Below are 21,834 nucleotides of genomic sequence, written 5' to 3' on the forward strand. Positions count from 1 at the left end.
GGAACCAAAAACCGTGCGCTCCATTCATCCGGCCCCTGCGCTTCGCTCCGGGGTTCCCTCACTCCGGCCTTGCTCCCGGGAGGACCGCGCTGTAGGGCCCATCCTGGGCCCCAGCGCTTGACGGGCATCCATGCCCGTCACCTCCCTGCGCAAGGCCTGCGTTCGGCCTCCTGAAGTCGCGAAGTTACGAGCGGCGCTTGCACTGGCGCAGCTGTCGCTCGCTGGGGTTGGCGCTAGCCTTTTGATCGGCAACGGCAACGGCAACGGCAACGGCAACGGCAACGGCAACGGCAACGGCAACGGCCGCCATCAGCCGTCAGCCTCGTTCCCACATCGATCTGAAACCTTGCGCTTCCTCCACCAGCCAGTCATGCACCGCCCGTGCGCCTGGCTGGTTCAACCCACCCGGCGGGTACAGCAGCACATAGCGCTTGTGGTTGGCGATCGGCACGCCGAACGGCACGATCAAGGCGCCACGCTCGAGCTCGTCGTTGAGCAGCGTGCGCCGGGCGATGGCCACGCCGATGCCGGCAATGGCCGCCTCGATGGTCAGGTGGTTGCGGTTGAACGTATGTCCACGCCGCACGTCCAGCCCGGCGGCACCGATACCGTCGAGGTAAAACTCCCATTCCGCGTACTCCGAGCTGCCGCGCCAGGCAGTGATGTCGTGCAGCAGCGGATAGTGGGCCAGGTCGGCCGGGCCATGCAGCGGCGGGCGGCCACGCAATAGTGCCGGGGAGCAGACCGGGAAGATCTGCTCGTCCAGCAGCGGAGTGGAGAGCATGCCCGGGTAGCTGCCGTCGTTGAGGTCGATGGCCAGGTCGAAGTCCTGCGGATGCAGGGCCTGGTTGCTGTCCTCGGCCACCAGGCGCAGTTCGATGTCCGGGTAGCGCTGCTGGAAGCGCGGCAGGCGCGGCGTCAGCCATTTGGCCAGGAACGAGGGGATCGAGCGCAGGCGCAGGGTACCGCGGATTTCGCCAGCATCCAGGCGCAGCAGTTCGGCTTCGATGCTGCCGTAGGCCTCGGCCACGGTCTGGGCCAGACGCTGCCCCTCGGCCGACAGCTCGACCCCACGGGCACGACGCAGGAACAGGCGAAAGCCCAGGCGCTCCTCGAGCTGGCGCATCTGCTGGCTGACCGCGCCGGGAGTGATGTGCAGTTCCTCGGCGCAGCGGGTGAACGACAGGTGCCGCGCGGCGCAGGAAAACACATGCAGCCAGACGAACACCTGGCCATTGAGCGGCCCTTTCATCGTTTAGTCCTGCTAAAGGCTTGTGTAGGAAGTTTCGTTGGTCAAGCCGACCTGAGCGCGGCAGTATCGCGCAACTTTGTAATACCGTTCAATTTTTTCAGAGAGCCATGGCGTGTTTCTGTTGTGCGTCATGGTCAGGCATTAGCATGGCTATCAGTGTTTTCGACCTTTTCAAGATTGGCATCGGCCCGTCCAGCTCCCACACCGTCGGCCCGATGCGCGCCACCGCGACCTTCGCCCAGGCCCTGCGTGAACAAGGCCTGCTGGCCCAGGTGACGCGGGTCGAGGTGCGCCTGTATGGCTCGCTGTCGGCCACTGGCGTGGGGCATGCCACCGACCGCGCGTGCCTGCTGGGGTTGATGGGCCAGTGGCCCGACCGTATCGACCCGCAGAGCATCGAGCCACGCATCGACCAACTGATGCAGGAAAACTGCCTGCTGCTCGATGGCAGCCATCCAGTCGAATTCCAGTATGCCCGCGACATGCGCCTGCTCGACGAGAATCTGGCCTACCATCCCAATGCCATGACCGTCGAAAGCTTCGCCGGCCAGGCCAGCCTGTTCAGCCAGACCTATTATTCGGTCGGTGGCGGTTTTATTGTCGAGGCTAGCGAGATCGAGGCGCCGCAGGGTGGGGGTGGGCAGGTCGAGCTGCCTTACGAGTTTTCCAGCGGTGCCGAACTGCTGGCCCTGTGCAAGGCCCACAACCTCAGCGTCAGCCAGCTGATGCTGGCCAACGAATGCGCCTGGCGGCCAGAAAGCGAAGTGCGCGAAGGGCTGCTGAAGATCTGGGCGGCGATGGGCGAGTGCGTCAGTAACGGCCTGCGCAACGAGGGCATCCTGCCCGGTGGGCTCAAGGTCAAGCGCCGTGCCGCGCGCCTGCACCGCAGCTTGCAGGAACTGGGCAAGCCCAACGTGATCGGCTCGACCCTCAGCGCCATGGAGTGGGTCAACTTGTTCGCCCTGGCGGTCAATGAAGAGAACGCCGCTGGCGGGCGCATGGTCACCGCGCCCACCAACGGTGCGGCAGGGATCATCCCGGCGGTGCTGCATTACTACATGAAGTTCAATCCCGGTGCCTGCGACGACGACGTGGTGGCGTTCCTGCTGGCCGCCGCCGCGGTGGGCATCCTGTGCAAGAAGAACGCCTCGATTTCCGGTGCCGAAGTCGGTTGCCAGGGCGAGGTCGGTTCGGCCTGCTCGATGGCCGCCGCCGGCTTGGCCGAGGTGCTGGGCGCCACCGCGCCGCAACTGGAGAACGCCGCCGAGATCGCCCTGGAGCACAACCTGGGGCTGACCTGCGACCCGGTCGGTGGCCTGGTGCAGATTCCCTGCATCGAGCGCAACGCGATCGCCGCGGTGAAGGCGATCAATGCCGTGCAGATGGCCCTGCGCGGCGATGGCGAGCACTTCATTTCCCTGGACCGGGTAATCCGCACCATGCGCGACACTGGTGCCGACATGCATGCCAACTACAAGGAAACCTCCCGCGGCGGCCTGGCCGTCGCTTTCGTCGAGTGCTGAAAAACACGCGCTGACTGCATGGGAGCGGCGGTGCGCCGATGCGACTTGCCCGGCGATGGCAAACCCATCGCGGGGCTAGCCTGCTCCCTCGCAGTGCCCCGCAAACCTGAATGAACCTGCAATACCCGCTGTACCTGCGACAAAAACAACTACAAGGCGATACCCATGACTGATGTACAAAGCACCACGCGCATGCGTGCGGATTCTGCTGCCCCGGCTGCGGGCTCGACCACCTGGAACCGTCACGACACCACCTGGGCCCTGGGCCTGTATGGCACGGCCATCGGCGCCGGCACCCTGTTCCTGCCGATCAACGCCGGGGTTGGTGGTTTCTGGCCATTGCTGATCCTGGCACTGCTGGCCTTCCCGATGACCTTCTTCGCCCACCGCGCCCTGACCCGCTTCGTGCTGTCCGGGCGCAAGGGCGGCAACGAAGACATCACCGAGGTGGTCGAAGAGCACTTCGGCACGGGTGCCGGCAAGCTGATCACCTTGCTGTACTTCTTTGCCATCTTCCCGATCTTGCTGGTTTACAGCGTTGCGCTGACCAATACCCTGACCAGCTTCTTCGAGCATCAGTTGCACATCGAGCCGCCGCCCCGGGCCTTGCTCGCGTTGCTGCTGATCTGCGGGCTTATGATCGTGGTGCGCTGTGGCCAGCAGATCATCGTCAAGGCCATGAGCGTGCTGGTCTATCCCTTCGTCGCCTCGCTGCTGTTGCTGGCCCTGAGCCTGATCCCCAACTGGAATGGCGCCTTCTTCGCCCAGGCCAACGAGGGCTTGAGCGCCTCGAAACTGCTGCTGACCCTGTGGCTGGCGATTCCGGTGATGGTGTTCTCGTTCAACCACTCACCGATCATCTCGGCCTTCGCCGTCGACCAGAAGCACCGCTACGGTGGCGATGCCGACCGCAAGAGCGGCCGCACCCTGGCCACCGCCCACGTGATGATGGTGCTGACGGTGATGTTCTTCTGCTTCAGTTGCGTGCTGGCCCTGAGTCCCGGCGACCTGGCCGCGGCCAAGGCGCAGAACATCTCGATTCTGTCGTACCTGGCCAACCACTTCCAGACCCCGGTGATCGCTTTCGTCGCGCCGCTGATCGCCCTGGTGGCGATCACCAAGTCGTTCCTGGGCCACTACATCGGTGCCAGCGAAGGCTTCCAGGGCATGATCGTCAAGAGTCTGCGCGGGCGTGGCAAAGCCTGGCCGGCCAAGCGCCTGGAGCGCGTCACGGCGCTGTTCATGGTGCTGACCTGCTGGGCGGTGGCGACCCTGAACCCGAGCATCCTTGGGCTGATCGAGAGCCTGGGCGGCCCAGTGATCGCCTGCCTGTTGTTCCTGATGCCGATGTACGCCGTGCACCGGGTGCCGGCGCTGCGCCAGTATTCGGGGCGGCTGTCGAATGTGTTCGTGGTGCTGATCGGCCTGATCACGCTGTCGGCGATTTTCTACAGTTTCATCGCCTGAGGCGCTAAAGCATCGCGGGACAAACTCGCCCCGACGTCATGATCCGGACGTGGGGTGAGTTTGTCCCGCGCGGGTTTCACCGCTCAGGCGCTGTGCACCCTCACTTGGCTTTCTGTCGCAGGGCCACGAAGCTGCGGCGCATGTCGCTAGCCCAGCCATCGAGCACCGGTTTGACGTCGTTCAGGGTCAACTGGGTGGTCTTGTTCTCCAGTTCCTTGCCGCTGCCTTTGCGCACCACCTGGGCCACGACCTTCTGGCTGGCAGCGTCGAGGAAAGCCGCTTCCACGGCGATGTCGACTTGCTGGTCGCGGCCACCGGCGGCGGTGTTGACCGCGGCGGCGACCAGTGCGATAGGGATCACTTCATAAGGTTTTAGGCCTTCCGTGCTGGTGGACACGGCGGTGATCGCCGGGCGCACCACGATGGTATTCGGCCCGGGGGTCTTGACCAGGGTCAGCACGCTGCCCAGCTCCCGGCGCATCGCATCGTTGAAGTAGCGGGTGATTTCTTGCAGGGTCTGCGCCGAGATCACGTCGGTGGGCTGGGGCTTGGGATAGAACTGGCTCGGTTCGATGAACACCTTGGTGTACTGGCTGGCCTTCACGTCCGGGTCGATCCAGCGCATCACCGGCGCGCCGGAGACGCTTTCGGCCGGCTTCAGGCGACTGTAGTCCTTGAGAAACCCGGAATAGTCCTTGGGATCGACACGGTTGCTGGAGCAGGCAACCAGGGCCAACAAAGCAGCGCACAGCAGGGTGGTGCGAGGCAGGTGCTTCATGATGACGAGGTCCATGAGGGAAGGGGCCAGAACAACGCTAGCAGGTGGTGGGCCGAAGGCCAGCGTTCGGGTGTCGACGGTTGCCGTTTCCTACTGATCAACCTGATTGAGCTGACTATCCATTCGTCACTGATAGTGGAAAAGTATGCCCTTTACGGGTATGTTTCGAGTGTTGATCATGGATGTCTACAAGCGTAGGGAGTTTGCCCGCTGGCAAGCCAGGGAGTGCTTGCCGGACCACCTGCTCTGCCGGGCAGTTGCAGAAATGCAGAGTGGGTTGTTTGACGCGAGTCTTGGCGGTTTATTGTTCAAGAAGCGCATTGCTGGCCTTTGCAGTGGCAAGCGAGGTGGTTACCGCACGCTACTGTCGGCTCGTATAGGCGATCGATATGTGTTCCTGCATGGATTTGCCAAAAGCGACCTGGCCAATGTCACGCCGGCCGAGCAAAAGGCCCTGCAGTTTACCGGCAAGGTATTTCTGGAATTATCACCCCACGCCCTGGCCAAGGCATTGGGCATTGGGCTGTGGGGTATTGATGGAGGTCCACTGTGACCAGCAAACTCATTGAGTCGTTGCGTGCCGACCTGTCGGCCCTGGAGCAGGCCGGTGCTGTCGGCAAGGTCACGCTGAGGGACTTCGAGGCGATCTGCCCGGCTCCGGTGCGAGCGTTCACTGCCCAGGACATCCGCCACCTGCGTGAAGCCCTTAACTTCAGCCAACCGGTGTTCGCCCTGCACCTGCACACCAGCGCATCGACAGTGCGCAAATGGGAGCAGGGCGAAACACGCCCGGCCGGGCCGGCCTTGAAGCTGCTGAACATCATTGCCGACAAGGGGCTGCAGGCCATTCTTTGACGGTGGGCCGTCAGCCCAGTGTCTCGCGCAAGCGGTACCACAGCATTCCCAGCGCCAGCAGCGGCGAGCGCAGTGCCTTGCCGCCGGGGAAGGTCAGGTGCGGCACCGCGCGGAACACATCGAAGCCATGGCTTTGCTCGGTGGCGATGGCTTCGGCGAGCAGTTTCGCCGTCCAGTGGGTGACGTTCAGGCCATGCCCGGAGTAGCCCTGGGCATAGAACACGTTGGGGTGCTGGCTGAGCCGGCCGACCTGGGGGAAGCGGTTGGCGGTGATGCCGATCATGCCGCCCCACTGGTAGTCCAGACGTACCTCGGCCAGTTGCGGGAACACCTTGAGCACCTTGGGCCGCATGTAGGCGCCGATGTCCTTGGGGTCGCGTCCGGAATAGTGGCAGGCGCCCCCGAACAGCAGGCGGTTGTCGGCGGTCAGGCGGTAGTAGTCCAGGCCCACTTTCTGGTCGCATAGCGCCATGTTCTGCGGGATCAGCGTGCGCGCCAGGCCTTCGGGCAGTGGCTCGGTCGCCACCACGTAGCTGCCCGCCGGCAGCACCTTGCCAGTCAAGCGTGGCTCCAGTTCGTCGAGGTGGGCGTTGCAGCCGAGTACCAGGCTCTGCGCGCGCACCTTGCCGCGGGCGGTGTGCAGGGTGACCGTACTGCCTTGTTCGATGCGCAGTACCGGGCTTTGCTCGAAGATGCGCACCCCCAGGCCATGGGCGGCGTGGGCTTCGCCCTGGACCAGGTCGAGCGGGTGCAGATGGCCCGAGCCCATGTCGACCAGGCCACCGGCGTACAGGTCGCTGGCGACGATCTCGTGCATGCGCTCGGGGCCGACCAGGTGGGTCTCATGCGGATAGTCCAGGTCGGCGAGGTCGCGTTGCTCGTCCTCGAATGCGGCGAACTGGGCAGGAGTGTTGGCCAGCTCGCAGAACCCCCAGCGCAGGTCGCAGTCGATGCCATATTGCGCGATACGGCGGGCGACCAGCGCCACCGAGTCGATGCCGGCCTGCTTGAGGTAACGCACGCCCTCCTGGCCGACGTGCCGGGCAAAGCCCGAGACGTCATGGCCGATGCCGCGGATCAGTTGCCCGCCATTGCGCCCGCTGGCGCCCCAACCGATGCGGCGGGCCTCCAGCAGGATCACCGAGAGGCCGCGCTCGGCCAGCTCCAGGGCGGTGTTGACCCCGGTCAGGCCGCCGCCGACCACGCAGACATCGACCTGCAGGTCCTGGTCCAGCGTGGGGTAGGTCGTGCCCTGACGCGCGCTGGCGGCGTAGTAGGACGCGGTGTGTTCATTCATCTGTGGCATGGGCGGGCTCGGCTCAGCGGTTGGACTTGATCTTGCTCCAGGAGCGGGTCATCTGCCGCAGGATCCCGGGGCTGGGCATGGTCGAGACATACAGCTTGTCCAGCACCTCCTGGGGCGGGTAGATCTCGGGGTTGTCGACCAGCGCCGGGGCCATGTCGGCCTTGGCATCCGGGTTGGCGTTGGCGTAGCCGACCGTGGCGCTGACCTTGGCGATCACCTTCGGTTCGAGCAGATAGTTGATGAAGGCCAAGGCCTGGTCGGCGTTCTTGGCATCCTTGGGGATGGCCAGCAGGTCGAACCACAGGTTGCTGCCCTCCTTGGGAATGCTGTAGGCGACCTTGACGCCGTTGCCGGCTTCCTCGGCGCGATGGCTGGCCTGGAACACGTCGCCGGAGTAGCCGAAGGCCACGCAGACATCGCCGTTGGCCAGGTCCGAGACGTACTTGGAGGAGTGGAAGTAGGTGATGTACGGGCGCAGCTCCAGCAGGCGGGCCTCGGCCTTCTTGTAGTCGTCGGACTTCTCGCTGCGTGGGTCCATGCCCAGGTAGTTGAGCATGGCCGGGAACAGTTCGTCGGGAGAGTCCATGAACGCCACGCCGCACTGCTTGAGCTTCTTCAGGTTGTCCGGCTCGAACAGCACGGCCCAGGAGTCGACCTTGTCGATACCCAGCACGGCCTTGACCTTGTCGACGTTGTAGCCAATGCCGTTGGTACCCCACAGGTAGGGCACGGCGTACTGGTTGCCAGGGTCGTTCTGCTCCAGTTGCTTGAGCAGTTTCGGATCCAGGTGCCGCCAATTCGGCAACTTGCTGCGGTCCAGGGGCAGGAACGCGCCAGCCTGGGCCTGGCGGGCGAGGAAATGGTTGGAGGGCACCACCACGTCGTAGCCGGTGCGCCCGGCCAGCAGCTTGCCCTCCAGGGTCTCGTTGGAGTCGAACACGTCGTAGACCACCTTGATGCCGCTGCTGGCTTGGAAGTCGGCGAGGGTCGTCTCGCCGATATAGTCGGTCCAGTTGTAAACGCTCACCGTCGGCTGGGCCTGGACGCTGGCGCCGAACAGCAGGGCGAAGGTTGCGGGAAGCAGGGCTTGTGGATGACGCATGTCGACACCTCGTTGGTCTTGTTCTGGGTCGTGATGGTTCGGTGTTGGGACGTCGTGGGAGCCGGCTTGCCCCGCGATCGGGTTGAAGGTCTCGTCGCGGGGCAAGCCCGCTCCCACAAGGTGTGTAATTGATCAGACGCTGAGCAGCAGGAACTCCCGCTCCCACGAACTGATCACGCGCTTGAAGTTTTCGTGCTCGGCACGCTTGACCGCCACGTAGCCCTGGACGAATTGCTGGCCCAGGTACTGGCGCACCACCTCGCAGTCCTCCATGTGTTGCAAGGCGTCCTCGATGGTGATCGGCAGGCGCAGGTTGCGCCGCTCGTAGGCGCGACCTTGCACCGGGGCGCTCGGCTCGAGTCGTTCGACCATGCCGATGTAACCGCACAACAGGCTCGCGGCGATGGCCAGGTAGGGGTTGGCGTCGGCGCCCGGCAGGCGGTTTTCCACGCGCATGGCCTCGGGGCTGGAGGTTGGCACGCGCAGCCCGGCGGTGCGGTTTTCCTCGCCCCACTCGACGTTCACCGGCGCCGAAGTGTCGGGCAGGAAGCGGCGGAACGAATTGACGTTCGGCGCGAACATCGGCAGCAGCTTGGGGATGTACTTCTGCAGGCCACCGATGTGGTGCAGGAACAATTCGCTCATGCTGCCGTCTTCGTTGGCGAAGATAGGCTTGCCACTGGCGATGTCGATCACGCTCTGGTGCAGGTGCATGGCGCTGCCCGGTTCGTCGGTGATCGGCTTGGCCATGAAGGTGGCGGCGACATTGTGCTTGAGCGCCGCCTCGCGCATCGTGCGTTTGAATACGGTGATCTGGTCGGCCAGGTCCAGGGCATCGCCGTGGCGGAAGTTGATCTCCATCTGCGCCGGGCCGTCTTCGTGGATCAGCGTATCCAGGTCCAGGCCTTGCAGTTCGCACCAGTCGTAGACGTCTTCGAACAGTGGGTCGAATTCGTTGGCCGCGTCGATGGAGAACGACTGGCGACCACTTTCGGCGCGGCCCGAACGGCCCATTGGCACTTGCAGCGGCAGGTCCGGGTCTTCGCAGCGCTGGGTCAGGTAGAACTCCATCTCCGGCGCGACGATCGGCTGCCAACCCTTGTCGGCGTAAAGCTTGAGCACTTTTTTCAGGACGTTGCGCGGCGACAGCTCGATGGGCTTGCCCTGTTTGTCGAAGGTGTCGTGGATGACGATGGCGGTCGGTTCGATGGCCCAGGGGATCTGGTATACCGCCGTGGGGTCGGGGCGGCAGACCATGTCGATGTCGGCGGCGTCGAGCAGGCTGTAGTAGATGTCGTCATCGACGTAGTCGCCGGTGACGGTCTGCAGCAGCACGCTTTCAGGCAGGCGCATGCCGCGCTCGTGGAGGAACTTGGCGGTCGGGGCGATCTTGCCGCGGGCGATGCCGGTCAGGTCGCTGATCACGCATTCGACTTCGGTGATCCGGTGTTCTTTCAGCCAGGTGGACAGCTGATCGAAGGGGGCGTTCATACAGACCTCTTGGTTGGGTTGTTGTGGTGGGACGCAAGGCGCGCTGTGCCGTGGGGCACTTCCCACAGGTGACGCTGAGGGCTATCTTGGGCGCAGCCCCGCGGGGCGATCTATCCACTTTCTTCGCTGTTTAATGCACCAAAAGAGTGCAATAGGACCGTGCGTGAATACGCCAACCGCCTTGCAGGTCCAGGATTTACGGACCACCGATGTGACCGAGCAGATCCGCGCCACCCCAGGTTGGCAGCAGCAGTACCGGCAGATGTCCCCGGGGCATTTCAACGGGCAGTTGCGCTGGCTCGAGCTGGAGGGCGTGGAGGTCTACGAAGAGCGCCTGAACACCCGGGTCGAGCAGTTTTTCCGGGCGCCGAGTGGTGCCTTGGCGTTCTGCTTCGACCGCAGCGAGAACAGCCTGTACCTGCTCAACGAAGACAGCCGCAATATCTGGATCACCCCGGAGAACTACCAGGAGGTGGCGGTGGTGTTCGAACAGCCGTTCCTGGCCAGCCATGGCCTGGACCTGGAGCGCTTGCGCGGGCTGTTCATGGTGCCGCTGAGCTGCCAGCAGAACGCCCTGTTCGGCAACTGGCTGAGCGCCACGCTGACGCGCCTGGGGCAGGCTGAGCGCCCGCTGGAGGGGCGGGTGCTGGCCGAGCAACTGCTGGAGGACTGCCTGTTCATCCTCGACAACGCCGGCCAGCGCCTGCAAGGCCAGGCCCTGGGGCGGCGCGACGAGGAACGGGCGATCATGCGCCGAGTCAGCGAATGGGCCGCCGATTGCCCGGAGGAAACCCTCAACCTGCTGGAGCTGGCCCGGGTTGCCGGGGTCTCGTTGCGCCAGTTGCAGCAGGCGTTCAAGGCCTTCACCGGCTTGCCGCCGGCGCACTGGCTGCGTTTGCGCAGGCTCAATGGCGCGCGGCGCGATCTGCTGCGCGAAGACGGCGTGACGGTAGCCGAAGTGGCCATGCGTTGGTCGTTCTGGCACCTGGGGCGGTTTTCCGAGAGTTATCGGCAGCTGTTTCGCGAGTTGCCGAGCGAGACGCTGCGACGGCCCCGCGGGTTTTGACGCGCGGGGGGAGCCGGTGCTCGGTCGCATAGGCGCCGAGTATCTAACGGTAGATCCCTCTCAACGCCAACAGCAGATGACGCCAAGCCATTTCTGACGCACACTGCCGAAAAATCCGATGCCTCGTCCCCACGAGACACCGCAGGAGCATGCCAATGGCGCGACCCAACACCTCGACCCCCAACGCCAGCGACCCCCTGCAGCAATCGCGCCTGGTGCGTTTGAAACTGGCCAATGAAGGCGAGCTGCCCTCGGGCATGCTGCGTGACGAGATCGACGCCTCCTGGCGGCGCAGCCTCAGCCATGGTCTGGACTGCCTGCAAGGCGAGCAGGTGGGCCTTGGCACCGACCAGGGCCTGGACCTGCGTACGCTGCTGGAGCACAACCGCCAGCTCATCGATGCCGTCACCCCGGAGCTGGATTACCTGGTCAAGCGCCAGGGCAAGAGCGGCATCGTCATTCTCGGCGATGCCCAGGCCAATGTGCTGGCCATCGAGGGCCAGAAGCAGGTGCTGGCCCGCGAGGGCCTGCGCGACCTGCACCCAGGCAGTTGCTGGAGCGAGGCGCTGCGCGGCACCAACGCCATTGGCACGGCGGTGGTCGAAGGCCAACCGACCCTGATCAACTGCGGCGAGCACTACCTCGACCGGCTCAGCCCGTTCTCCTGCACCTCGGTGCCACTTCGCGACCCGCAAGGCGAGGTGGTCGGCGTGCTCGACGTGACGCGCGAGGGCGTCATGGCCCAGCCCCAGGACAGCCTGTCGACGCTGCTGCTGGCCGCCGGGCAGATCGAGAACCGGTTGTTCGCGCTGCAACAGGCCGAGCACCTGGTGCTGGCCTTCCATAGCCGCCCGCAGTACCTGGCCAGCGCCTGGCAGGGCTTGCTGGCGTTGAGCCTGGACGGCGAGGTGCTGGCCGCCAACGACAATGCCTGCCAACTGCTGCGGACAAGCCGCCAGGCCCTGCTCGGTCAGCATGCCAGTGACCTGCTGGGCGAACGCTCGCCAGCATTCATCGCCCGTCTGTGGCAGGGCGGGGTGAGCAGTGCGCAGACCGCCCGCGGCGAATTCTTCTTCCGTGCCCTGCAACTGCCGCGGCAAACGGCGCTCAAGGGCGCGGTGGCGCCGCCCCGGTCGACGTCGACGGCCAAGGCCCAGGCCCTCGAGGCTCTGGCCGGTGGCGACACGCGTCTGGCCCGGGCCTTGCGCATGGCCCGCCAAGGCCTTGCCAGTGGATTGCCGGTGTTGCTGCTGGGCGAGACCGGCACCGGCAAGGAAGTCACCGCCCGCGCCCTGCACCAGGCCGGGCCGCGCGCCGACAAGCCGTTCGTGGCGGTCAACTGTGCGGCGATCCCCGAAGGTTTGATCGAGTCGGAACTGTTCGGCTATCGCGACGGCGCCTTCACCGGGGCGCGGCGGGGCGGCATGGTCGGGCGGTTGCTGCAGGCCCATGGTGGTACGTTGTTCCTCGACGAGATCGGCGACATGCCACTGGCCCTGCAGGCCCGCCTGTTGCGTGTGCTGCAGGAGCGCCGGGTCGCGCCGCTGGGCGCCGGTGACGAACAAGACATCGACGTCGCGCTGATCTGCGCCACCCACCGCGACCTCAAGCGCCTGGTGGCCGAGCAGCGTTTTCGCGAAGACCTGTACTACCGGGTCAACGGTGTATCACTGCGCCTGCCGGCCTTGCGCGAACGCGAGGACCTGGCGGCGATCGTCCGGGGCTTGCTGGATAAGTCTGGCGGCCGTGGCGTGAGCCTCGACCCGCCATTGACCGCGTTGCTCGACGGTTTCGACTGGCCAGGCAACATCCGCCAGTTGGAGATGGTCCTACGCACCGCCCTGGCCATGCGCGAGGTCGATGAACAGGTGCTGACCCTCGGTCACCTCACCGATTGCCTGCTCGACGAGCTGGCCAGTGAGGCGGCGCCCTCCGGCAGCCTGCGCGACAACGAAATGGAGTTGATCCGCGCCGCCCTGGCCCGGCACCAGGGCAATGTCTCGGCCGCCGCCGGGGCCCTGGGCATCAGCCGGGCGACGCTGTACCGCAAGCTCAAGCAGCTGCCCGGCTGAGCCACCGGGCGCCTGCTCTCGTGTGGTGCGCCAGCAAGGCTGGCGCCTACAGGTGCACTTGAGGTCGGGCCGTCAGAGCTTCATCATCACCGCCTTGAGCTCGGTGTAATGCTCTATCGCCGCCGCGCCCATTTCCCGACCCACGCCGGACATCTTGTAGCCGCCGAACGGCAGCGCCGGGTCCAGGGCGCTGTGGCAGTTGACCCACACCGAACCAGACTTGATCCGCGGGATCATGCGGTGCACCGCCGCCAGGTCGTTGGACCAGATGCTCGCGCCCAGGCCATAGGGGTTGTCGTTGGCCAGGCGCACCACTTCGTCGAGGTCATCGAACGGCATGGCCACCAGCACCGGCCCGAAGATCTCCTCCTGCACCAGGCGGTGGCGCTGATCGACATCCACCAGCACCGTGGGCTTGACGAAGTAGCCCGGGCCGAAGCCTTCGCCGCCGCAGGCCAGGGTCGCGCCCAGTTCGCGGCCCAGGTTGATGTAGCCGGTGACCCGGTCCTGCTGCTTGGCCGAGATCAGCGGGCCCATCTGCACCGAAGGGTCCAGGCCGTTACCCAGTTTCATGCCATTGGCGATGCCGGCGATGTCGGCCACCACGTTGTCGAAGTGCTTGCGGTGCACGTACAGGCGCGAGCCCGCGCAGCACACCTGGCCCTGATTGAAGAAGATCGCCATGGCGGCGCCGGCGGCGGCTTCCTGCAGGTTGGCATCGGGCATGACGATGGTCGGCGACTTTCCGCCCAGCTCGAGGGTGACACGGGTCATGTTGTCCATGGCCGCCTTGCCGATCAGCTTGCCGACCTCGGTGGAGCCGGTGAAGGTCAGCTTGTCCACGCCGGGGTGGCGGCTGAGGGCCGCGCCGGCGTTCAGGCCAGTGCCGGTGACCACGTTGAGTACCCCAGTCGGGTAGCCGGCTTCATCCACCAGCTCGGCGAGCTTGAGTACGCTCAACGGGGTTTCGTCGGCGGGCTTGAGGACCATGGTGCAGCCGGTGGCCAGGGCCGGGCCGAGTTTCCAGCAGGCCAGCAGCAGCGGGAAGTTCCAGGCGACGATGGCGCCGACCACGCCCACGGCTTCGCGGCGGACGAAGGCGTGGAAGTCGCCTTCGGGCATCAGTGGCATGGAAGGCTCGACCGTGCTGCCTTCGATCTTGGTGGCCCAGCCGGCCATGTAGCGCAGGAAGTCGATGGCCAATTGCACATCCATCACCTTGGCCACCACGGCGCTCTTGCCGTTGTTCAGGCACTCCAGTTCGGCGAGCTGCTGGGCATCGCGCTCCATCAGGTCGGCCAGGCGCCACAGCAGGTTCTGCCGTTCGCGGGGGCGCATGCGGCTCCACGCCGAGTCGTCGAAGGCCTGGCGCGCGGCCTGTACCGCGCGGTCCACGTCCTGGGCCTGGGCCGAGGGCACTTCACCAAGCACTTCCCCGGTGGCCGGGTTGCGGAAGGTCATGGTCTGGCCACTTGCGGCATCCTGCCACTCGGCGCCGATACGCATCTTCAGCTTGCGCGCCAGGAAGGCGCGGGTAGCGGGGAGGATCGGCAGTTCGGTATTCATGGGACGGTGCCTCTTGGCTTTTGGGGGTGGCCAGGGCTTTGGCAAGGGGCGTGCCAAGGGCTGTGGTGTTGCGATGGGGCCCGGCGCTAAAGGGTTTGGTCCTGGGTGGCGCGGGCTGGGGTTGGCGCGGGGTGTCGCAGAATGAGACGGAGTGAGACAGGGGCTTGGGGTTTGCGTGATGGCTGACAGGTGTTCGACGACGCAGATGCAGCGCCTATCAAGCCGAGCGCTGCCCGCGCGGCACTCGGCTTGATAGGCGACACAAGGTGCTCGCCGAGCGCTAGCTGCCGCTGGCTTCAGGCTGGCGCCAGGGCCCCGTGCAGGAACAACTGCTCGAGGGTCTGGGCGGTGTTGGCGCTGGCGGCTCGGCCGCGGCGTTCGGCATCGACCATGCCGTAGATCATGGTCATGAACATCTCGGTGAATACCGCCGCGCTGATATCGATGCGCAGCACGCCCAGTTGCTGGGCGCGCAGGAAGAAGGCGTCCATGGCCTGGGTATAGGCCAGCCAGCGCTGGTCCTCGGCGTCATTGAGCAGGGTGTCGGGGCGATACTGAAACATTAGAAACACCAGCATCTCCCGATGCTTGAGGTGTTCGGCGATCAGGTGACGAATACCGTTGAGCGGCTCGGCCTGGGTCAAGTCAGCTTCCTGGATGACATGGTTGAGTACTTGTTCGCCATGGTCTTCGAGCATGCTCACCAGCTTTTCCCGGGTGCCGCAGAAGCGGTGCAGGGTGGCCTTGCTGACACCAGCGGTTTCTGCCAGTTCCTTCAGGGTGGCGCGGGGGTGGACCACGATGGCGTGGGCCAGCGCCTTGAGCAGGCGTTCTTCTTGGAGGGTGATACGCATGGGTGGCCTCGAGTCGATGTCTGGCTATGCCAAAGAAGATCAAGTGTGCCATATGAGACTAAAAAGACTCAAATTTACTGATGCGTCTTGCCGGCGAACCGCTGGTTCGCCGGCAAGCTGGCTGCTACTGGATCAGTGAGGGGCGCGTGGGATGGTCTTGAGCAGGTCTTCCGGGCTTATGTGCCCGACCACCTGGGCTACCGCGCTGCCGGGGGTCGGCAAGTCGATGATGTGGCTTTTCATCTTGCCGATCACATGCATCTCGCACGGTTTGCAGTCGAACTTCAGGGTCAGCACTTCGTCGCCCTGGATCAGTTGCATCGGCGCTACCTTGGTGCGCACCCCGGTGACGCCCTTGGCCTGCTTGGGGCACAGGTTGAACGAGAAGCGCAGGCAGTGCTTGGTGATCATCACCGGCACTTCGCCGTGCTCCTCGTGGGCTTCGTACGCCGCGTCGATCAGTTGCACGCCGTGGCGATGGTAGAAGTCGCGGGCCTTCTGGTTGTAGACGTTGGCCAGGAACGACAGGTGCGACTCCGGGTACACCGGCGGTGGCGTGGTTTCGGCCTTGCGCGAGCCGCGTGGGTGGGCCTGGACGCGGGCCTGGGTCAGTGCCTCGATGGCTTCGCGGCGCAGGGCCTTGAGCTGCGAGTTGGGGATGAAGTACGCCTGTGGCGCATCCAGCTCGATGGCGTTGGCGTGGTACATCGTGGTACCCAGCTGGCCGAGCAGATCATGCAGTTGCTCCAACGCCTGCTGTGGCTTGTTGGCCGCGCCGAATGGGCCGTCCAGCGCTACTTGCACGCTGATGCCTTCCTCACTGCCTAGGGTCAGCAGCAAGCGCTGTTCGCGTAGCACCGCGTGCCATTGGACGCCGACACGGCGCTCGGACGAGGTGCGCTGCAGGGCCTGCTGCCAGTTGTGGTCGAGGTTGCGCGACAGCGGGTGGTTCGGCCGCAGCTTGTCCAGGCCCTGAGGCATTTCGTTGGGTTCGACGCGGTAGCGGTAGCGCTTCTGGCCGTCCTCCTCGGACTCGCTCTTGAGCTCGGCGATGTTCGCGCGAAAACCTACGACTTCGCGCTTGACCAGCACGTTCAAGCCGTCACCGTTGGTCAGCGGCACCTCGGTGACCACTTGCAGGTCGCGCTTGCCGACTTTTTCCACCACGCCCACCGGCAAACCAGTGAAGGTCGGCGAGTCGAAGGCGCCGATGTCGACTTTGCGGTCGGTGACGAAATAGTCGGTGCTGCCGCGGTGGAAGGTCTTGTCCGGGTCGGGCAGGAAGAAGTGCTCGGTGCGCCCGCTGGAAGCGCGAGCCAGTTCCGGGCGGCCTTCGAGAATGGCGTCGAGTTCCTTGCGGTAGTGGGCGGTGATGTTCTTCACATAACCCATGTCCTTGTAGCGGCCCTCGATCTTGAACGAGCGCACGCCAGCATCGACCAGGTCGGCCAGGTTGGCGGTCTGGTTGTTGTCCTTCATCGACAGCAGGTGTTTTTCGAAGGCGACCACGCGGCCCTGGTCGTCCTTGAGGGTGTAAGGCAGGCGGCAGGCCTGGGAGCAGTCGCCACGGTTGGCGCTGCGCCCGGTCTGGGCGTGGGAGATGTTGCACTGGCCGGAGAAAGCCACGCACAGCGCGCCATGGATGAAGAACTCGATGGCCGCGTCGGTTTCGCTAGCGATGGCGCGAATCTGCTGCAGGTTCAGTTCACGGGCCAGCACCAGCTGGGAAAAACCGGCCTGGTCGAGGAACTTGGCCCGCTCCAGGGTGCGGATGTCGGTCTGGGTGCTGGCATGCAGCTCGATTGGCGGGATGTCCAGCTCCATCACCCCCAGGTCCTGGACGATCAGCGCGTCGACGCCGGCGTCGTACAGCTGGTGAATAAGCTGGCGCGCGGGTTCCAGTTCGTTGTCGTGGAGGATGGTGTTGATGGTGGTGAACACCCGGGCGTGATAGCGCCGGGCGAACTCGACCAGGCCGGCGATGTCGCTGACATCGTTGCAGGCGTTGTGGCGCGCGCCGAAGCTCGGGCCGCCGATGTAGATGGCGTCAGCGCCGTGCAGGATCGCCTCGCGGGCGATGCTCACGTCACGGGCAGGGCTGAGCAGTTCCAGGTGGTGCTTTGGAAGGGACATGTCGTTATAGGTCGGGCTTCACGGTGAGGCGGGCATTGTAGCTTGCACAGTGGCGTTTTTCACGCGTATCGACGGACTGCTGGGATCAGGCTTCCTGACACAGCCATACGTCGAATATCATAATGACATCGCTCCGATTTTTAGAGTATTTATAGAGGGATGGAACGTATCTATGATGTTGATCCATTTATATATACATGAGCACAAGGCTATTCGCAGGTTGAATGTGCCAATAAATGGGAGATTTGCTTGCAGGGTGTCGCCAAGGGAGGCAATTGAAGTTGAGGAGTGCGCAGCTTCATGGGATTTTTATAATGGTTACGCCTGTTCGGCAATAATTGGTGTCAATGGTTCTGGCAAGTCAACGGTTTTGGACTTCATATCAGCCTTCGACAAGGACAGTGAATCAGTCTTGTTGGCGATTTTTTTTGATGCGAAAACGGATACTTATAATTTTTGCTATGCCAATAGCACTCCTGAATTATTTGGTGATGTGCGCGCAGATAAGAAGTTCAGGCAGGTGCTGAAGGTTGAAAGATTTTTTGCGCATAACAACGTTCAGGTTGTATCGATTAACACGTTACCGCCGGCGTCGGCGTTTCTTGCTGGCGTTTCGGAGGCTAAAGAAAAGGCATACATTAAAAATCTTATTTCAGGCGAGGTGCTAAAGAGCGAGGGTAGAAAGAAGAAGTACTTTGATCAGATTTTTAGCTACTTGCGTAACTATCCGTATGCCGAGCGTCTGGATGAACCCTGTTTTGGATTCTCGTTTCCAGGAGCGCCGCAGGGTATGTGGGATAAGTTGTACGCGGTGTTGGACAGAGAGAGATTTGAACAGGCCGCGGTGAGCGATGTCATGAGGTTGAATACGATCAGTTTTGAGTTGGAAGACTGTACGGCCCATGAGGTTTTTCATTGTTTGGTGCGCACAAACATTCCCTCAATTTTGAACCTTATCTCGAAACGTGCCTTTGGCGTCTCGGCATCTTTTGATCTGTTGGCAATAGCGTTTTTTAAATATTATGTCTCGCCGCAGGGTGAAGCCATACACCACAAGGTAGAGCTTGCGGTTCGCGAAGTGCTTAGGGATATGCGGTTGGCGGATGAAAAATTAGCAGCGCAAGGCGCTATCGATGAGCTGGAAAATAATCTTCTGGAACAGTTGTGGTCGATATGGGACAGTTACCAGGCACTGGTCGAAGTCATTCTTTATCAGTGTTATGATGGCGAGCACCTGAACCTCAAGCAGGTCAAGGTTGAAGATTATGGAACCATCACTTCGTTGATTGATGCGATTAATAAGTTGCCTCGAAACCTATCGGCAGGCATCACCTGGGGGTGGCAAGGCGTCAGCAGTGGCGAATTAGCCAAAATGCATATATTTTCACAGTTGTACGGATACTTGGAACGGGCGGCTTCCAGTGCGCGCCCCATCATTCTTATCGACGAAGCGGATCTTTATCTGCATCCTGAGTGGCAGAGAACATTTTTAAGCGATATGCTCCGGATGTTTGGTTTGATCGAGGCGTACAAGCCAGGTTTCAAGCCGCAGTTGGTGATATCTACACACTCTCCAATCATAGTCAGCGATTTTTTGGCGCGTGATATAACTTCAATTAATCGTGACGAGTTTGGTGGTTTTACGCTCGGTAAATCATCAGGTTTCGGATGCAGTGTGGTCGATATTTATATGCAAGACATGCACCTGAGCTCCACCTTTGGCGAGCACGCTCGGAGAAGGTTAACCCATCTTATTGAAGCGGCAAAAAACAACTCGCTTTCGGAAAAAGATCGAGAACTGATTGCAGAGGTGTCAAGTGAGACTGTGAAGGGTTTTTTATTAAGCTATGATAAAAATCAATAAGAAATATCCTACATCATTTGTGCAGTCTTATGTCGACTTTGCGGTTCGAGAGGTCGTGTTGCCGCAGCTGCGTCTGTTGGTCAAGGATGAACCATACGCCCTCCAGAAGCGCGTATTGACGTATTTCAGTACTGCGGCGCTTACCTCTATTGTTCTGGCCCCTGCCGATAAACTTGAAAAGTTGATCTTCGACGTGTCGGAGGCTTTCCCTGAACTACTGGAGTACTATTGCCCGGCTTTGTTGCTTGAGTCGGTGGACCTTGTAAGCCTGCCAGATTCTGAGGGCCTCCCATCTGGGCAGAAACGATTGGAGTACTGGGTTCAAGAAGCGATCGTTCAACTGGAAGGCATCAAGAAATCTCGACCGTTTCGCTACGTGGAGAGTTTGATCGAATTTCTACGATCGGATGTGGCACCTAATAAAAAGCGTCGTATGTTGCAGCGCCTGAGCGCCGCAAGGCAGGGGCGCTATAAGTTGTCAGTGAAAGAAAAAGCAATGTTTCCAGGCTGGGTAAAGAATTTTTGGACATGCTTTGACTTTGAACAGGTCTCAGCCGCGTTTGGCTTGAGCTTGTGCGAGTATCTTGAATTGGCTATCTGCCCCTATTGCGCGGTGGAAGAAATCGGTATTTACAAGGCGGTATCGAGTCGTCCTGATCTTGACCATTTTTATCCTCGCTCTCGTTTCCCTTATCTTGCTGTTTCGCTGTATAACTTGATTCCCTCTGGGGTTGTATGCAATCAGAAAAGTAAAAAAAACCACCCCATGCTTATGCATGCACATCCTCATGTGCAGAGTATGGATGATGAAGCACTATTCTTGTTTGACTATCTAGATAATGGTAGTTCCATTCTGTCATTGAATATTCGCTTGAGGTCGCAGAGTTCGCCCTGTAAAAATAACAATATAGAACGGTTCAGATTGGCACGAATTTATGAGCAGAGTGCGACGCTGAGCGCTTGGTTCTCGAGTGTTTTTGAATTGAAGGGGGTGCTTGCGCAGTTAGGTATGGAATTCTCGGATGATGACGTAAAGAAGCTGCCGTTTTTAAAAAATGAACTCACAAAAACCTCGAACCTGGTGGTCGCTCAGCAGTTTAAGGTTGAAGCGGTTAATCGGATTTTTGACACATCTTTCCAGACGTTGCAGCAAGACGTGTAGTCAGCTACTAAAAACAGACGCTTGGGCTCTTGAATCCTTCAAGAATAAACAAGAGCCCAACGCAGCTCAGCCCTTGGCCGCCATCGCCGTCACTTCCACGCGCATCCCTTCGAACGCCAGCGCAGCCACGCCTACGGCCGCGCGTACCGGCCATGGCTTGCTGAAGAAGCGCTGATAGACCTCGTTGAACGCGGCGCGGTCGGCCATGTCGGTGAGGTAGATGGTCAGGTGCAGCACCCGGTCCATCGAGCTGCCGGCGCGCTCCAGGGCGACTTTCAGCGCCTGCAGGGTGCATTCGCACTGGGTGGTGATGTCGCCGAGTTCCAGGCTGCCGTCGGCGCGCACCGGGATCTGGGTACTGACCAGGATGCCGTTGTACTCGGCGACGTCCGAGGAAATCGAGTCGGTGTCCGGGTCGGGGGTGTAGATGATGTCGTTATTGGCCATGGGGGCTCGCCTTGCAACCGAAGGAAAGCGCCAAGCCTACTTGAGCGCGCCGGGCAGGTCGAGGCGGGTGCTGGTCGCGGGCATTTGAAATGCACGGCCAGGCCCGGCAGAATCGCGCCCCGACCCGGCCGTAGGCGCCGGGGCCAGGTTGTGAGAGAGGCAGCAGTTGAACCAACACAGATTGTCCGCGCGCCTTGAGCGCGTGGCGGCCCATGTACCGGCGGGCGCGCGCCTGGCCGATATCGGCTCGGACCACGGCTACCTGCCGGTGGCGCTGGTGCGCCGTGGGGCGATCAGCGCCGCGGTGGCCGGCGAGGTGGCATTGACGCCGTTTCTTTCGGCGCAGCGCACCGTGCGTGAGAACGGCCTCCAGGCGCAGGTCAGCGTGCGTCACGCCGATGGCCTGGCGGCGATCGCGGCGCAGGATGGCATCACCGCGGTCAGTGTCTGCGGCATGGGCGGCGAGACCATCCGCGCCATCCTCGAGGCGGGCAAGGCGTATCTCAGCGGCCAGGAGCGCCTGATCCTGCAGCCCAACGGCGGCGAGCAGGCGCTGCGTCAGTGGTTGATGGATAACGGCTATCGGATCTTGGTCGAGGAAGTGCTGCGCGAGAACCGTTTCGACTACGAGATCATCGTTGCCGAACGCAGCGAGGCGGTGAGCTATAGCGCCGAGCAGCTGTATTTCGGCCCGTTGCTGATGGCGGCGCGCAGCCCGGCGTTCCTGGTGAAATGGCGGCGCATGCTGCGCCAGAAGCAGCAGACCCTGGAAAACTTCGCCCGGGCACGGCAGGCGGTACCGGAGGAGAAAGTACGTGAGATGACCCAGCAGGCCCGCTGGATCAGCGAGCTGCTGGGCTGATTGCTGCGCGCGACACCCCGCTAACCATAGGAAC

At 62.5% G+C, this 21,834-nt stretch carries 17 protein-coding genes and 1 pseudogene; 9 read left to right on the plus strand and 9 right to left on the minus strand.

Translation table 11 applies throughout. The features are described from left to right. Window positions 1-316: 316 nt before the first annotated feature. Complete coding sequence (locus E3U47_RS07780) at window positions 317-1,252, minus strand: LysR substrate-binding domain-containing protein (RefSeq protein ID WP_134690490.1); 936 nt, start codon at window positions 1,250-1,252, stop codon at window positions 317-319. A gap of 146 nt (window positions 1,253-1,398) precedes the next feature. Here E3U47_RS07780 and E3U47_RS07785 point away from each other — a divergent pair, with 146 nt between their 5' ends. Both E3U47_RS07785 and E3U47_RS07790 read left to right on the plus strand, forming a co-directional pair. Next, window positions 1,399-2,775, plus strand: coding sequence for an L-serine ammonia-lyase (locus E3U47_RS07785; protein ID WP_134690492.1), 1,377 nt, complete (start codon window positions 1,399-1,401; stop codon window positions 2,773-2,775). A 192-nt stretch (window positions 2,776-2,967) separates the two neighbouring features. Next, window positions 2,968-4,242 carry a serine/threonine transporter gene (locus E3U47_RS07790; protein ID WP_256660252.1) on the plus strand — a complete coding sequence of 425 codons (1,275 nt, stop codon included), beginning with the start codon at window positions 2,968-2,970 and terminating at the stop codon, window positions 4,240-4,242. Window positions 4,243-4,342: 100 nt separating this feature from the next. Here the strand turns inward: E3U47_RS07790 and E3U47_RS07795 are convergent, their stop codons facing one another. Then, window positions 4,343-5,020: a DUF3313 domain-containing protein gene (locus E3U47_RS07795; protein ID WP_134690496.1), complete on the minus strand. Its 678-nt coding sequence runs from the start codon at window positions 5,018-5,020 to the stop codon at window positions 4,343-4,345. Window positions 5,021-5,198: 178 nt separating this feature from the next. Here E3U47_RS07795 and E3U47_RS07800 point away from each other — a divergent pair. Both E3U47_RS07800 and E3U47_RS07805 read left to right on the plus strand, forming a co-directional pair. Next, window positions 5,199-5,589 (plus strand): annotated as a pseudogene (locus E3U47_RS07800) (type II toxin-antitoxin system RelE/ParE family toxin). Then, window positions 5,570-5,875, plus strand: coding sequence for a DNA-binding transcriptional regulator (locus tag E3U47_RS07805; protein WP_046855774.1), 306 nt, complete (start codon window positions 5,570-5,572; stop codon window positions 5,873-5,875). The pseudogene E3U47_RS07800 and the gene E3U47_RS07805 overlap by 20 nt, the downstream one beginning before the upstream one ends. Before the next feature lie 10 nt (window positions 5,876-5,885). Here E3U47_RS07805 and E3U47_RS07810 read toward each other — a convergent pair whose 3' ends face one another. The 3 genes from E3U47_RS07810 to E3U47_RS07820 all read right to left on the minus strand — a co-directional run bounded on the left by E3U47_RS07810 (window position 5,886) and on the right by E3U47_RS07820 (window position 9,774). Next, on the minus strand, window positions 5,886-7,181 hold the full coding sequence (locus E3U47_RS07810) for an FAD-binding oxidoreductase (RefSeq protein WP_134690498.1): 1,296 nt from the start codon (window positions 7,179-7,181) through the stop codon (window positions 5,886-5,888). Window positions 7,182-7,194: 13 nt separating this feature from the next. Next, entirely contained in the window at window positions 7,195-8,283 is a 1,089-nt protein-coding gene (locus E3U47_RS07815) for a polyamine ABC transporter substrate-binding protein (RefSeq protein WP_134690500.1), read from the minus strand. Between the two features lie 132 nt (window positions 8,284-8,415). Further along, the gene (locus E3U47_RS07820; RefSeq protein WP_134690502.1) at window positions 8,416-9,774 is read right to left on the minus strand and encodes a glutamine synthetase family protein; all 1,359 of its coding nucleotides are present in this window, start codon (window positions 9,772-9,774) and stop codon (window positions 8,416-8,418) included. Window positions 9,775-9,937: 163 nt separating this feature from the next. Here E3U47_RS07820 and E3U47_RS07825 point away from each other — a divergent pair, with 163 nt between their 5' ends. Both E3U47_RS07825 and E3U47_RS07830 read left to right on the plus strand, forming a co-directional pair. Continuing rightward, window positions 9,938-10,840, plus strand: coding sequence for a helix-turn-helix domain-containing protein (locus E3U47_RS07825; RefSeq protein ID WP_134690504.1), 903 nt, complete (start codon window positions 9,938-9,940; stop codon window positions 10,838-10,840). Window positions 10,841-10,995: 155 nt separating this feature from the next. Beyond that, window positions 10,996-12,912, plus strand: a complete 1,917-nt coding sequence (locus E3U47_RS07830; RefSeq protein ID WP_134690506.1) for a sigma-54-dependent Fis family transcriptional regulator — start codon at window positions 10,996-10,998, stop codon at window positions 12,910-12,912. 72 nt (window positions 12,913-12,984) lie between these two features. On the opposite strand, the gene E3U47_RS07835 is transcribed toward E3U47_RS07830, so the two are convergent. The 3 genes from E3U47_RS07835 to E3U47_RS07845 form a co-directional block, all read right to left on the minus strand. Beyond that, a complete protein-coding gene (locus E3U47_RS07835) occupies window positions 12,985-14,478 on the minus strand; it encodes an aldehyde dehydrogenase (RefSeq protein ID WP_134690508.1) in 1,494 nt (497 codons plus the stop codon). 296 nt (window positions 14,479-14,774) lie between these two features. Beyond that, entirely contained in the window at window positions 14,775-15,332 is a 558-nt protein-coding gene (locus E3U47_RS07840; RefSeq protein WP_134690510.1) for a TetR/AcrR family transcriptional regulator, read from the minus strand. 132 nt (window positions 15,333-15,464) lie between these two features. Further along, window positions 15,465-17,465 carry a U32 family peptidase gene (locus E3U47_RS07845; protein ID WP_134690511.1) on the minus strand — a complete coding sequence of 667 codons (2,001 nt, stop codon included), beginning with the start codon at window positions 17,463-17,465 and terminating at the stop codon, window positions 15,465-15,467. A gap of 172 nt (window positions 17,466-17,637) precedes the next feature. On the opposite strand from E3U47_RS07845, the gene E3U47_RS07850 reads away from it, so the two are divergent. Further along, on the plus strand, window positions 17,638-19,329 hold the full coding sequence (locus E3U47_RS07850) for an AAA family ATPase (protein ID WP_134690513.1): 1,692 nt from the start codon (window positions 17,638-17,640) through the stop codon (window positions 19,327-19,329). A gap of 55 nt (window positions 19,330-19,384) precedes the next feature. Further along, window positions 19,385-20,491, plus strand: a complete 1,107-nt coding sequence (locus E3U47_RS07855; protein WP_134690515.1) for an HNH endonuclease domain-containing protein — start codon at window positions 19,385-19,387, stop codon at window positions 20,489-20,491. A gap of 66 nt (window positions 20,492-20,557) precedes the next feature. Here E3U47_RS07855 and E3U47_RS07860 read toward each other — a convergent pair whose 3' ends face one another. Then, window positions 20,558-20,938 carry a RidA family protein gene (locus E3U47_RS07860; protein WP_134690517.1) on the minus strand — a complete coding sequence of 127 codons (381 nt, stop codon included), beginning with the start codon at window positions 20,936-20,938 and terminating at the stop codon, window positions 20,558-20,560. 166 nt (window positions 20,939-21,104) lie between these two features. Between E3U47_RS07860 and E3U47_RS07865 the strand changes: the two genes are divergently transcribed. After that, window positions 21,105-21,800 (plus strand): tRNA (adenine(22)-N(1))-methyltransferase TrmK, encoded by a 696-nt coding sequence (locus E3U47_RS07865; RefSeq protein ID WP_134690519.1) that lies wholly within the window; start codon window positions 21,105-21,107, stop codon window positions 21,798-21,800. The last annotated feature ends 34 nt before the right edge of the window (window positions 21,801-21,834 follow it).

Origin of the sequence: Pseudomonas sp. RIT623 (genome assembly GCF_004519305.1) — a bacterium.
Lineage (GTDB): Bacteria > Pseudomonadota > Gammaproteobacteria > Pseudomonadales > Pseudomonadaceae > Aquipseudomonas.